The sequence below is a fragment of the Pseudomonas berkeleyensis genome (assembly GCF_014109765.1).
Lineage (GTDB): Bacteria > Pseudomonadota > Gammaproteobacteria > Pseudomonadales > Pseudomonadaceae > Aquipseudomonas > Aquipseudomonas berkeleyensis.
This window is the reverse complement of record NZ_CP059139.1, coordinates 4,503,578-4,516,557: the sequence shown is the minus strand read 5'-3', so window position 1 is coordinate 4,516,557 and position 12,980 is coordinate 4,503,578. Positions and strand designations below refer to the sequence as shown.

14 protein-coding genes are annotated in these 12,980 nt (G+C 63.4%); 10 read left to right on the top strand and 4 right to left on the bottom strand.

Translation table 11 applies throughout. The annotated features are described in order from the left end of the window. Positions 1–9: 9 nt before the first annotated feature. Positions 10–1,158, bottom strand: coding sequence for an efflux RND transporter periplasmic adaptor subunit (locus HS968_RS20930; RefSeq protein WP_119694586.1), 1,149 nt, complete (start codon positions 1,156–1,158; stop codon positions 10–12). A gap of 180 nt (positions 1,159–1,338) precedes the next feature. Here HS968_RS20930 and HS968_RS20925 point away from each other — a divergent pair, with 180 nt between their 5' ends. Further along, positions 1,339–1,977: a TetR family transcriptional regulator gene (locus HS968_RS20925; RefSeq protein ID WP_119694587.1), complete on the top strand. Its 639-nt coding sequence runs from the start codon at positions 1,339–1,341 to the stop codon at positions 1,975–1,977. Positions 1,978–2,048: 71 nt separating this feature from the next. On the opposite strand, the gene HS968_RS20920 is transcribed toward HS968_RS20925, so the two are convergent. The 3 genes from HS968_RS20920 to HS968_RS20910 all read right to left on the bottom strand — a co-directional run bounded on the left by HS968_RS20920 (position 2,049) and on the right by HS968_RS20910 (position 3,762). After that, a complete protein-coding gene (locus tag HS968_RS20920) occupies positions 2,049–2,231 on the bottom strand; it encodes a hypothetical protein (protein ID WP_182368522.1) in 183 nt (60 codons plus the stop codon). Positions 2,232–2,429: 198 nt separating this feature from the next. Beyond that, positions 2,430–3,446: a zinc-binding alcohol dehydrogenase family protein gene (locus HS968_RS20915; protein WP_182368521.1), complete on the bottom strand. Its 1,017-nt coding sequence runs from the start codon at positions 3,444–3,446 to the stop codon at positions 2,430–2,432. A 22-nt stretch (positions 3,447–3,468) separates the two neighbouring features. Beyond that, positions 3,469–3,762, bottom strand: coding sequence for a putative quinol monooxygenase (locus HS968_RS20910; RefSeq protein ID WP_182368520.1), 294 nt, complete (start codon positions 3,760–3,762; stop codon positions 3,469–3,471). Positions 3,763–3,867: 105 nt separating this feature from the next. On the opposite strand from HS968_RS20910, the gene HS968_RS20905 reads away from it, so the two are divergent. The 9 genes from HS968_RS20905 (at position 3,868) to HS968_RS20865 (ending at position 12,917) form a co-directional block, all read left to right on the top strand. Continuing rightward, entirely contained in the window at positions 3,868–4,782 is a 915-nt protein-coding gene (locus HS968_RS20905; protein ID WP_182368519.1) for a LysR family transcriptional regulator, read from the top strand. Between the two features lie 105 nt (positions 4,783–4,887). Continuing rightward, on the top strand, positions 4,888–5,274 hold the full coding sequence (locus tag HS968_RS20900) for a DUF2946 domain-containing protein (RefSeq protein ID WP_119694592.1): 387 nt from the start codon (positions 4,888–4,890) through the stop codon (positions 5,272–5,274). Between the two features lie 79 nt (positions 5,275–5,353). Continuing rightward, positions 5,354–6,763: a PepSY-associated TM helix domain-containing protein gene (locus HS968_RS20895; protein WP_179622486.1), complete on the top strand. Its 1,410-nt coding sequence runs from the start codon at positions 5,354–5,356 to the stop codon at positions 6,761–6,763. Between the two features lie 93 nt (positions 6,764–6,856). After that, a complete protein-coding gene (locus tag HS968_RS20890; RefSeq protein WP_182368517.1) occupies positions 6,857–8,890 on the top strand; it encodes a TonB-dependent receptor in 2,034 nt (677 codons plus the stop codon). A gap of 32 nt (positions 8,891–8,922) precedes the next feature. Next, positions 8,923–9,417, top strand: a complete 495-nt coding sequence (locus HS968_RS20885) for a copper chaperone PCu(A)C (RefSeq protein ID WP_182368516.1) — start codon at positions 8,923–8,925, stop codon at positions 9,415–9,417. After that, a complete protein-coding gene (locus tag HS968_RS20880) occupies positions 9,417–9,791 on the top strand; it encodes a DUF2946 domain-containing protein (protein ID WP_182368515.1) in 375 nt (124 codons plus the stop codon). The genes HS968_RS20885 and HS968_RS20880 overlap by 1 nt, the downstream gene beginning before the upstream one ends. Before the next feature lie 62 nt (positions 9,792–9,853). Continuing rightward, entirely contained in the window at positions 9,854–11,944 is a 2,091-nt protein-coding gene (locus tag HS968_RS20875; protein ID WP_182368514.1) for a TonB-dependent copper receptor, read from the top strand. Between the two features lie 170 nt (positions 11,945–12,114). After that, a complete protein-coding gene (locus tag HS968_RS20870) occupies positions 12,115–12,381 on the top strand; it encodes a PepSY domain-containing protein (RefSeq protein ID WP_119694598.1) in 267 nt (88 codons plus the stop codon). Next, complete coding sequence (locus tag HS968_RS20865) at positions 12,381–12,917, top strand: cytochrome b/b6 domain-containing protein (RefSeq protein ID WP_182368512.1); 537 nt, start codon at positions 12,381–12,383, stop codon at positions 12,915–12,917. Before HS968_RS20870 ends, HS968_RS20865 begins: the two co-directional genes overlap by 1 nt. Positions 12,918–12,980 lie beyond the last annotated feature (63 nt).

Below are 12,980 nucleotides of genomic sequence, written 5' to 3'. Positions count from 1 at the left end.
ACTTCTCCGTTAGTCCTGGCCGTTGGCGGGGGCGGCGTCTTGAGCAGGCTGCTCGGTCTTGACGTTGCTGGCCGGCACGGCCTTGACCTCGGCGCCAGGCTGCACGAACTGCAGGCCCTCGGTGATCAGGCGGTCGCCTTCGTTCAGGCCGTCTTCCACCAGCCAGGCACTGCCAGCGGTGCGATCAGCCTTGAGTACGCGCAGCTCGACCTTGTTCTCGGCATTGACCACCATTGCTGTGGGTTCGCCGCGCTGGTTGCGGGTCACACCCTGCTGCGGGGCGAGAATGGCGTTCTGCTTGACCCCGGAGAGCAGCTCGGCATGCACGAACATGCCCGGCAACAGCAGGTGATCCGGGTTGGGGAACACGGCGCGCAGGGTTACCGAGCCGGTGCCTTCGTCCACGGCTACTTCGGAGAATTCCAGGGTGCCTTCGTGGGCGTAACGGCTGCCGTCTTCCAGTTTCAGGGCGACCTTGGCGGCGCTGTCGCCAGCTTTCTGCAGTCGGCCGTCGGCCAGGTCGCGGCGCAGGCGCAGCAGCTCCTTGCTCGACTGGGTGACGTCGACGTAGATCGGGTCGAGCTGCTGGATGATGGCCATGGCGCTGGCCTGGCCGTTGCTGACCAGCGCACCCTCGGTCACGGCGGAGCGGCCGATGCGACCGCTAATCGGTGCCAGCACCTTGGTGTAGCGCAGATCGATGCGTGCCTGCTCCAGCGCGGCATCGGCCTGCAGGCCGGCGGCGCGGGCTTCGTCGTAGGCCTGCTGACTGACAGCCTTGTCGGCGACCAGCAGCTTGTAGCGGTCGGCCAGGGCCTTGGCCGAGATCTGCGTGGCCTGGGCGCTCTTGAAGGTGGCTTCATAGGTCGCCGGGTCGATCTGATACAGCTGCTGACCGGCCTTGACCTCGCTGCCCTCGGTGAACAGGCGTTTCTGGATGATGCCGTTGACCTGTGGGCGAACCTCGGCGATGCGGTAGGCGCTGGTGCGGCCTGGTACTTCACTGGTCAGGGTAAAGGGCTTGGCCTCGAGAGTGACCACTCCGACTTGCGGTGTTTGCTGGGTCTGTGGGGCGCTGGATTCCTGGCAGCCGGTGAGACTGATCAGCGCCACGGCGACGGCAGAAACCAAGGCGGCGAAGGCTGGCTTCGAATGCATCTGAGAACCTCGTTTTATCGAATCTGAGCCCGACGGGCGAAGGGTGCTAAGGCAGGGGGAAAAAATGATGGCCGAATATACTTACGTACGTGAATGTTTGTAAATGCCTAAAACTGCCCTCATACTCTCGCCCCGTCTCCCTTACGGGAGGGTTACAGGCAACGCGCATACGGGGGCCATATGGCCAGACGAACCAAAGAGGAAGCCCAGGCGACACGAGTGCAGATACTCGATGCAGCCGAGCAGGTGTTTCATTCCCAGGGTGTTTCCCGCGCCTCTCTGGCAGAGGTGGCCAAGGAGGCCGGCGTTAGCCGTGGTGCCATTTACTGGCACTTCGAGAACAAGATAGACCTGTTTCAGGCGATGCTCGATCGCCTGCGCCTGCCGCTGGAGGAACTGGCGCGTGCCAGCGAGAGCGAGGATGAGCCGGATCCACTCGGCTGCATGCGCGAATTGCTGGTCAAGGCGCTGACCCGCCTGGCGCAGGATTCGCAGAGTCGGCGTATTCACGACATCCTGCGTTACAAATGTGAATACACCGGCGAGCTGCTGGGCCTGCGTGAACGCATGCAGGAACTTAGCCTCGACTGCGACCTGCGCATCGCCAAGGCGCTGGGCAATGCAGTCAGCAAGGGGCAGCTACCGAGTGACCTCGACTGCCCCCGTGCCGCTGTCTGCCTGCATGCCTATATGGAAGGCATCGAGACCAACTGGCTGCTGGTGCCCAACTTCGATCTGGCCGCCCAGGCGCCAGCCTTGGTCGATGCCGTGCTGGACATGCTGCGCAGCAGCACGGCATTGCGCCAGGCTAGGGAGTAGGGTGCGCAGTGCGCACCAGGGGCTTTCGGTGAGCGTCGCGCACCCAGCGACGTGGCTGTAAAGGCTGGGCCTCAGCTCGCGCGTCGTTGTTCCGTTCGCTCCGGCAGGCGATGCGGTGCTCGCAGTCGTGCTTCCAGTGTGGCGACGAATTGCCGGGCTTCTTCTTCACTGCGGAAACTGACGCAATGCTGATCCAGGCGTACTTGCCATAGGTTTTCGCCACCTTGCTTTTGCGGTTGGACGACAATCTTCATGCTGACCACCTCCTTGAGCTGCGACGAATTGTCGGCGCTGGTTGGGAAGGTCAGGATAGTCCGCTTGCATGATCTTTTTCTGACGTGGGTCAAACGGCTGGCCAGCGTTAAGAACGCTTTGCGATAAGCGCTACCGAGAGAGGTCGGTCGTAGGGTGGGCTTCAGCCCACCCCATTCGGTTCCGACCACCATCGCGCCTCAAAAACCTTCGAGGACGATCTTGCCTTTCGCCTTGCCACTTTCCAGCAGCGCGTGGGCGCGGCGCAGGTTGGCGGCATCGATACGGCCGAAATGCTCGCCCAGGGTCGTCTTCAGTACGCCGCTGTCGACCAGCCCCGATACCCGATCCAGCAGGCGGTGCTGCTCGATCATGTCCGCGGTCTGGTACAGCGAGCGGGTGAACATCAGCTCCCAGTGTAGCGACAGGCTCTTGCGCTTGAGTTGCATGATATCCAGCGGTTGTTCCGGGTCGTCGATCAGTGCCAGGCGCCCCTGCGGTTGCAGCGCCTCGACCAGTTGCGTGAAGTGCTGGTCGGTCTGCGTCAGGCTGGCGACATGGGTGACCTGGCCGATACCGATACGCGCCAGCTCCTCGCTGAGCGGCTGGTTGTGATCGATCACATGATGCGCACCCAGTTCACGAACCCAGGCCTGGGTTTCCGGGCGCGACGCGGTACCGATCACCGTCAGTCCGGTCAGGCGGCGTGCCAACTGAGTCAGGATCGAGCCAACGCCGCCGGCAGCGCCAACGATCAGCAGGCTCTGGCTCTGGTCATGCGAGCCTTCGGCAACCTGCAGGCGTTCGAACAGCAGCTCCCAGGCAGTGATGGCGGTCAATGGCAGTGCAGCGGCCTCGGCGAATGACAGGCTCTTCGGCATATGGCCGACGATGCGTTCATCGACCAGATGCAGTTCGCTGTTGGCACCAGCGCGGTCGATGGCGCCGGCGTAGAAAACCTTGTCGCCCGGCTTGAACAGGCTGACGTCACTGCCTACCGCCTTGACGATGCCGGCTGCATCCCAGCCGAGTACCTTGGCGGCGCCGTTCTCCGGGGTCACGCCACGACGGATCTTGGTGTCGACCGGGTTCACCGAAACAGCTCGTACCATGACCAGCAGATCGTGCGGCCCCGGTGTCGGGTCGGCCAGTTGTACATCCTGCAGGGCTTCGGCGTGGTCGGCCGGCAGGGATTGGTAATAGGCGATGGCTTTCATTGTGCGGCTCCTGGTAAGTCGGTCAGGCGATGCGTTGCAGCGGGAGCAGTTCGATCCCGGTCACGCGTTCACCGAAAGCATGGGTGAAGTGCTGGAAATGCGAGGTGTTGCGGTGTTCGTTCAATGCCTGGGCATCGCGCCATTGCTCGATCATCACGAACTGTTCGGGACGCGCCTGGTGTTGGTGCAAGTCGTATTGCAGGCAGCCGGGTTCGGCGCGGCTGGCAGTGACCAGGCGGCGCAGGCCTTCGGACACGGCAGCGCTCTGGCCGGGCAGGGCGGTAATGGTGGCGATCAGGGTCAGTGGCTGGCTCATGGCGGGCTCCTGCATGGGGTGAATCCATGCTCGTTTATTTGCATGGCAAGAAAAAGAAGCTGGATATAGAGTCTCTTTCACTATTTTTTTGAAAGTTAGTTCGCCATGCTGCGTTTCGATGACCTGCAGCTCTTCGTTCGTACCGCTGAAACCGGCAGTCTTTCCGCCGCTGCCCGGATGCTGGATGTGTCACCGGCCGTGGCCAGCGCTGCACTCAAGCGCCTGGAACAGCAACTGCAAGTGCGCTTGCTGGCGCGTTCGACGCGCAGCCTGCGCCTGACGCCAGAGGGCGAGTTGTATCTGGTGCACGCGCGCCTGGCGCTGCAGAGCCTGGAGGAGGGACGTCAGCAGTTGGTTGGCAGCCAGGAAGGCATTCGCGGTGCCTTGCAGCTATCGGCACCTTCGGATTTTGGTCGCAACACGCTGTTGGCCTGGCTCGACGAATTCCAGAGTGAGCATCCGCAACTGCAGCTGCGCCTGCTGCTGGCCGACCGCGTGGCCGACCTGTTTCGCGATCCGGTGGACATCGCCCTGCGCTACGGCGCTCCGGAGGACTCCAGCCTGGTGGCCCTGCCGGTGGCGCAGAGCAATCGACGGGTGCTCTGTGCCTCGCCTGCTTACCTCGCGCGGCATGGGGCGCCGCAGACCGTGGACGATCTCACCCGCCACAATTGCCTGCTCTACATGTTGCATGGTCGTGTGCACGACCGCTGGCGCTTTCACGATGGCAAGCGCGAAATTGCCTTGAGCGTCCGGGGGGATCGGATCTGTGATGATGCCGATGTCACGCGTCGCTGGGCGGTGGCCGGGCAGGGCGTGGTGTACAAGTCCTGGCTGGATGTCGCCGACGATGTCTGCGAGGGGCGACTTCAGGTACTGCTGCCCGACTGGTCGGGTGAGCCGACGCCGCTGTATCTGGTGTGCGCCCACCGTGCCCAATTGAGCAAGGCGGTGCACCTGCTGCGTGAGTTCGTGCAACAGCGTTGCCAGCGCCTGCTGGATGCCGCGCCATGGCATTAGTCGCCATGCGCTAAAGCCCTGAGCCTCTGCTAGACTTCTGCATCGAACGACTGCGGCAACGTACCGCAGTGTCGCGCTGCCATCCTCTGTTTAGAGTCGCGTCCCATGAAACTGGCCCGCCAAGACCGCTCGCTGACTGCCTGGTTGCTGTACTTCAGCATCCTGTTCAGTGCGTTCGTCTGCGCGATCAGCCACGGGCAGATGGCCGGCATGCAACTCAGCGGTCTGGATGGCCAGTACTGTTCCTTCGAGGGCAACTTCGGCGCAGGTGCTGACCTCGACGGTTCCGGCATCGTTGCGCCGAACCCGGCTACTGGCTCCAACTGCGCCCTGGCCAGTTTGTTCAGCGCGATCATCCTGGCTGCGTTCTTCGGCCTTCTCGGTCTGCTCGCTGCTGAGCGTGTACGCCCGCTGTTCACGCTGTACATCCCGCGGCTGGCCCGCGACCACTGGCCCCCGGCCAACCCGCGCGCTTCTCCTCTGCTCGCCTGATCCGTGCGCCCATTCCGGGCGTTTCCATCACGCGAGTGCCTCGCCGCGTCATTGACTGCGGCAGGCTGGAGAAAGCTTCATGGCGTCTTATTCCGACTCCGCCGCCCCTGCCCGTGGGCGTGCGACCCCGTCGTTCTACAACCTGGCCTGGCGCTGGCATTTCTATGCCGGGCTGTTCGTGATCCCGTTCATGATCCTGCTGTCGATCACCGGGATCATCTACCTGTTCAAGCCGCAGCTCGATGCATGGATGTACGCCGACCTGATGCAGGTGCCAGTCGCCGAGCAACGACTCAGTGCCGACCAGCAGATGGCCATCGTCCGCGAAGCCTATCCGCAGGCAGTGGTCAGCAAGTACCTGCCACCCGCCGCGCAGGATCGCAGTGCACAGTTCGTGGTCAACCAGGACGGCCAGGAGTTGAACCTGTTCGTCGATCCCTACAGCGGTAGCATTCTCGGCACTCAGGATGCGCTGTGGAACCTGCAGGCCGTGGCGCGCAAGCTGCACGGTGATCTGCTGATCGGCACTGTCGGTGACCGGTTGATCGAGCTGGCCGCTGGCTGGGGCATCGTCTTGGTGGTGTCCGGCCTGTATCTGTGGTGGCCGCGTGGCAGCAGCGGGGCGGGTGTGCTGTGGCCGCGCCTGAACGCACGGGGGCGCCTGTGGTGGCGCGACCTGCATGCGGTGACCGGTTTCTGGGGCAGCGCACTGCTGCTGTTCATGCTGCTCACCGGCATGACCTGGACGGGCTACTGGGGCGCGCAGTTCGCCGGTGCCTGGAATCACTTTCCCGCCGCGATGTGGGATGACGTGCCCAAGTCCGGCCAACTGACCGGCAGCCTCAACAGCAGCAGCCAGCAAACGGTGGCCTGGGCGGTGGAAGTCACGCCGCTGCCGGCTTCCGATCCGCATGCCGCGCATCAAGGGCATGCCGGGCATCAGGCCGCAACTGCCCCTGTCAGCCTGCTACAGCATGTGGTCGACACGGCCACCGAACGGGGTGTCGAGCCCGGTTACAGCATTAGCCTGCCGCGAGGCGAGCAGGGCGTGTACACCGTTGCGTTGTTCGCCAGTGATCCGCGCAACGACGCCACCCTGCACTTCGACCAATACAGCGGTGCGGTACTTGCCGATGTGCGCTGGAAGGATTACGGCCTGGTGGCCAAAGCCGTGGAAAGCGGCGTGATGATCCACGAGGGCCGCATGTTCGGCCTGGTCAACCAGCTGCTGATGGCTGCGGTGTGCCTGTTGATCCTCTTCAGCTCCGTCAGCGGCCTGGTGTTGTGGTGGAAACGCCGACCGGCAGGGGGCTTCGGCGTGCCTCCACTGCGCCACGACCTGCCGCGCTGGAAGACCGCCATCGGCGTGATGGTCGTACTCGGCGTGATCTTCCCACTGGTCGGTGCCTCGCTGCTGCTGGTCTGGGCGCTGGATTGGCTGCTCGGCCTGTGGCGCCGCCAGTCGGCAGCCAGCGCACCTTCGGCCTGACCTCCTCATGTGGCCAAGTGCGACTCGGATACCTGGCCGTGACCGATTTTGGCGGCGCCTGCCGAAGCGGGCAGCCGCACTGGAATTGAACACATGCAAGTGACGCAAAAAACGCTTAAACACTCTATTCACCTTGCTGCACTGGCCCTCGGTCTGCAGGCCATTCCCGCTCTGGCCGACAGCACCCTGGCACTGGGCACCGTCACTGTCACCGGTGAGGAAAAAGGGCCGCTGTCGAGCTACAACGTACTCAGCTCGGTGGATTACGTCGGCAGTGACGTGCTGGAAAAACAACCCGTGCAGTACAGCTGGGAGCTGTTCAACCGCGTGCCGGGGGTGATGCTGACCCAGTTCAACCAGGGCACCACCTCCGGCAAGTTGTCGTTTCGTGGCTTCAACGGCGAGGGCGAGGTCAACGCGGTGAAGCTGTTGATCGATGGCATCCCGAGCAATACCAATGACGGCAACATGCCGTTCATCGACATGGTGTTCCCGCTGGATATCGAAGACATCGAAGTGGTGCGCGGCACCAACGACCCGCGCTACGGCCTGCACAACATCGCCGGCAATGCCAGCATCAACACCCGCATCGGCGGCGACGAAGGCAAGCTGCGCCTGCGCAGTGGCAGCTTCGATACCCAGGAGCTGCAACTGGTAAAAGGCATCGAGACAGGCAACTGGTCACAGAACTACTTCGTCGCCTACCAGAAGAGTGGCGGCTACCGCGATCACGCCGATGCCGAACGCCAGAGCTTCGCCGGCAAGTGGTTCTACACCGCCGATGCCGGCTGGCGCGCCGGGCTGATCGCCCGCCACTACGAAGGCGAGGCGCTGGAGTCCGGCTACCTGAGTCATGCCGATGCTCATGGTCATCCGCGCCAGTCCTATGCCAGCAACGCCACCGACAAGGGTGAGCGCAGCATGGATCAGCTCAGTCTGCATCTGGATACGGATGTCGCCGAGAATCTGGCCTGGTCGAGCAAGGCCTACTACAACCACTTCAAGGATCGTCGTTGGGTACGTTACTGGCGCACTGTCGGTCAGCAGGAGCGCTTCAACGACGAGGATCAATACGGTGCCATCAGCAGCCTGACTTGGCGCCCGGTGGTCAGTGGCCTGCATGACTTTGCCTTGGAAGGCGGTGCCGATATCCAGCGCCAGGAGGTGGTCAGCGAGCGCTATGCGACGGTTAGCCGTGTGCGCACTGCGCAGACTCGCGATCAGGTGTTCGATCTGACCACCACCGGTGTTTACGTGCAGGCAGTGATCGAGCCCTGGGAAAGCCTCAAGCTGATCCCGGCCTATCGTGTCGACCGCATCGAGGGTGACTATCGCAACGAACTGACCGGCGAGCGCGCCAGCGCCAACGACTACGGCAGCATCCGCCAGCCCAAATTCAGCCTGGTTTACTCGCCCTGGAAGGAAGCCAGCTTCTACGCCAACTGGGGGCGCACCTTCCAGGTCGGCGTCGGCTCCGGCGCCTACAAGCTGGCGGGCCAGGCCGATGACCTCAAGCCATCGATCAACGAAGGCTGGGAAACCGGCATCAAGTTCAGCCCGGTGGCCTGGCTCGATGGCCGCGTGGCCTACTGGGAGCAGCACGCCACCGACGAGGTGCAGCGCAAGCTCAACGATGCCGTCGGTGATTCGGAGAACGTCGGCGAGACCCTACGCCGTGGTTACGACGTGCAGCTCAACCTGTACCCGAGCGACCTGGCGCGCATCTGGTTGTCCTACTCGCGGCAGTTCTCCGAGATACTCGAACCGAGCCCCAATCTGCCGGCGAGCAAGGGCAAGGAAATGGATCACGTACCGCATCATCTCTACGCCCTGGGCGCCGATTATCAGGCCAGCGCCAAGCTCAAGCTCAGCGCCTGGGTCAACGGCCAGAGCGACTACTACCTGGAACGCACCAACACCACGGGCGAGTATGGTCGCTACACCTTGCTCAACCTCGGTGCCGAATACCGTGTCAGCGAGACGGTCAGCGTCGATGTGCAGATGAAGAACGTCACCAACCGCTACTACGAATACGTGTGGTACGACAGCACTGCGGGCGTTGCCCAATCCCTGCATGCACCGGGCGACGGCCGCGCGCTGTACGCCGGTTTGACCCTGGATTTCTGATGTTTTCGTTTTCCCCCAAGGAGGTAATACCCATGACCCTGAAGAAAACCCTGCTCGGCCTGACCCTGCTGCTGCCTGCGCTGCTGGCCCAGGCGCATGAATACGAAGTTGGCCAACTGCATATCGACCATCCCTGGTCGCGCGAGATGCCGCCGGTGGCGCCGACTGCCGCTGCTTACTTCGTGGTGCACAACAAGGGCAGCGAGGCTGATCGCCTGCTCAGCGTCAGCACGCCGGTGGCCGGCAAAGCCGAGCTGCACGAGCACGTGCATGCCGATGGCGTGATGAAGATGCAGCAGGTGCAGGATGTGGCCATCCCCGCCGGTGGCGAGGTGAAGTTCGAGCCCATGGGCTATCACGTCATGCTGTTCAACCTGAAGCAGCAGGCCAAGGATGGTGAGCGCTTCCCGCTGACCCTCACCTTCGAGAAAGCCGGTGCTGTCGAGGTCGAGGTCGCCGTGCAGAAAGATGTGCCGGAGGGGCACGATCATGCCGCCGGTCATGACGCAGGCAAGCACCAGCACTGATGATGTTCACGGCACGCAGACGAACCTTCGCTGCCCAGCTGGGGCTGCTGGCGTTCGTCCTCATCGTTCTGGCGCCTCTGGCGTCGCAACTGCGTGCCGAGCCGGCTGACTGGCGCTGGCTGAGCGAACTCAGCTGTCATGACGGGGCCGCTAGTGTGCCGGCCCCAGCGGGCAACTCCAGCCCAGTGTTGCAGGTGGATGCCTGCGGCTACTGTTCGCTGCTCTCGCATTGCCCTGTGCTGGCCGACACCTGCTCGATGGCCGCGAGCCGCCTGGAGTCGTCTCGTGACGTCGCCCTGGCGTTACCGGCGCAGCCGCTGCCAGGTGCCCACTTTCCTCATGCGCTGTCACGCGCACCGCCCATGCGCGCCTGAACTCAGCATTTCCATGAGGCCGTTATCTGGCCTCTTCGCAAATCGACTTTTCAGGTATCCGCATGTCCGTTTCCTTCGTTTCGGGCGCCGCTTCCGTGCGCTCGCGTTTTCCCTTGTCCGCCCTGGCCGTCGCCTGCGGCCTGTGTTCCATGACTGCACTGCAGGCTGCCGAGGAGCATGTGCACGAACTGCCGCCCAGCGTGATCACGGCGATCCAGCAAAGCTCACCGCTGACCGTGGTGGCTGATCCCAAGGATGCACGCCAGCCCGTGCCGGCCAGTGATGCAGCCGACTACCTCAAGACCATTCCCGGTTTCTCCGCGATTCGCAGCGGCGGCAGCAACAGCGATCCGGTGCTGCGTGGCCTGTTCGGTTCGCGCCTGCTACTGCTCACCGATGGTGGGCAGATGATCGGCGCCTGCCCTGGGCGGATGGACGCACCCAGTTCCTACATCTCCCCGGAAACCTTCGACTTGCTGACCGTGACCAAGGGCCCGCAAACCGTGATTTGGGGACCAGGCGCTTCGGCGGGCGTGGTGCGTTTCGAGCGTGAGCCGGAGCGTTTCGGCGAGCTGGGCGCGCGTCTGCATGCCAGTGTGCTGGCGGGCTCCAACGGCCGTTTCGATCAAGTGCTGGATGGCGCCGTCGGCGGCGAGCAGGGCTACCTGCGGGTAATGGGCAACCGCTCGCACTCGGACGATTACGACAACGGTGACGGCGACACCATCGCCTCGCGCTGGGACAAGTGGAACGGCGACGTGGCCCTGGGCTGGACGCCGGATGCCGATACCCTGATCGAACTCAGTGCCGGCCGTGGCGATGGTGAAGCGCGCTACGGTGGCCGAGGCATGGACGGCACCCAGTTCAAGCGCGAAAGCCTCGGCCTACGCATCGAGCGCAGCAACCTTGGCGGTGTGCTGGATAAGGTCGAAGCCAAGGTCTACTACAACTACGCCGACCACATCATGGACAACTTCCGCCTGCGCGTGCCTGACCCGACCAGCATGATGGCCGGGCCGATGGCGGCGCAGGTCGACCGCCGCACCCTGGGTGCACGCCTGGCCGCGACCTGGAAGTGGGAAGACGTCGAGCTGATCACCGGTGTCGATGCGCAGCGCAGCGAGCACCGCCAGCGCAGTTCCAGCGGCGGCATGATGGGCATGCCCTATGTCGATGCTGATCGCTTCCCCTGGGACAAGGACGCGCTGATGCACAATTACGGTGTATTCGCCGAAGCCACCTGGAGCCTGGCCGAACGTGATCGGCTGATCTCCGGTGCACGCCTGGATCGGGCCTCGGCCAAGGACTATCGGCAGAACTTCAGCAACATGATGGGCATGTCGACGCCCAACCCGACGGCGGGCGAAACCCGCGCCGATACCCTGCCCAGCGGTTTCGTGCGCTACGAGCACGACCTGTCCGGCTCGCCGACCACCGTCTATGCCGGTATTGGCCATGTGCAGCGTTTCCCCGACTACTGGGAGCTGTTCTCCGCTGGCCTCAATGGCCCGACTGGCGCGGACAACGCGTTCGACGGCATCAAGCCGGAGAAGACCACCCAACTCGATATCGGTATCCAGTATCAGGACGACAAGCTGCAGGCCTGGGCCTCTGCCTATGCCGGGCAGATCCGCGACTACATTCTGTTCGACTACCGTGGCATGAGCACGCAGGCCGACAACGTCGATGCGCGCATCATGGGAGGCGAGCTGGGCGTGGCCTACGCCTTCGATTCCAACTGGAAGGCCGACGCCACACTGGCCTACGCCTGGGGTAAGAACAGCAGTGACGGAGAGGCGCTGCCGCAGATGCCGCCGCTGGAGGCGCGCCTGGGCCTGACTTACCAGCGTGATGACTGGAGCGTCGGCGCTCTGTGGCGTGTGGTCGATGGCCAGGGCCGCATCGCCGAAGGGCGTGGCAACGTGGTAGGGCAGGACTTTGCCGACAGCGCCGGCTTCGGTGTGCTCTCGCTCAACGGTGCTTATCGCGTCAGCCAGCAGGTCAAGCTCAGCGCTGGGGTGGATAACCTGCTCGATAAGAACTACACCGAGCACCTCAACCTGGCGGGTGACGCGGGCTTCGGCTTCCCGGCCGAGACCCGCATCGACGAGCCGGGGCGTACCTTCTGGGCCAAGGTCGATTTCGACTTCTAAAGCTTCAGTGCTTTTGCGCCCCTCTCCCATTCATGGGAGAGGGGCAGCCCTAACCCTCTCTCCACAGGTGCGAGGGCGCTACGACTTTGCGCGCGCTAATAGAACCTTAAGCTTCAGGCGCGAGAGTAGTCCCCGCAGACACACTTCCCTGCACCGAAGAGGATTCGATCATGCGCAAACTGCTTCTGCTGTCCCTGGTTCTGGCCAGCCCGCTGACTTTCGCCGCGACTCAATGCACCACCGCCGACAAGTCGCAGTGGCAGGATCAGGACAAGTTCCAGGCCGATCTCAAGGCTCAGGGTTACGAGATCAAGAAGTTCAAGGTCACCGGCGGCAACTGCTACGAAATCTACGGTTTCAACAAGGACGGCAAAAAGGTCGAGATCTACTTCGACCCGGTCAGTGGTGATGCCGTCAAGAGCAACGTGGAAAGCTGATGAACGCCCCGACCATACGCCTGTGGGATCCAGTGGTGCGCCTGTTCCACTGGTCCCTGGCCGGCGCTTTCCTGGCCAACTACTTCTTTACCGAAGAGGGCGAGAACTGGCACCGCTGGTTCGGTTACTACGCCGTGGCCTGGCTGGTGGTTCGCCTGGTGTGGGGCTTCGTCGGTACCCCGGCAGCGCGCTGGGCGGATTTCTGGCCAAGCCGTGCGCGTTTGAGCGAGCACTTGCGTGCGCTGATTTCCGGGCAGCCATATCACCGCCTCGGGCATTCGCCGTTGGGCGCGCTGGTGATGATCCTGATGATGGCGCTGATGCTCGGCCTGGGTGTGACCGGCTTTCTCATGGAGGAGGTCGATTACTTCTGGGGCGCAGATCTGCCGCTGCAAATCCACGAGCTCTGTGCCAACGGCCTGATGGCGCTGGTGGGCCTGCATATCGCCGCCGCCTTGTTCGAGAGCTATCGGCTGCGCGAGAACCTGCCGTTGTCGATGGTCACCGGTAGGCGGCGCAAGCTCTCGGAGCATTGAGAGACGTCGCGGCCAAAGCCCCTCCCACGGAGCGTGAGTATTGTGGGAGGCGCTTCAGCGGCG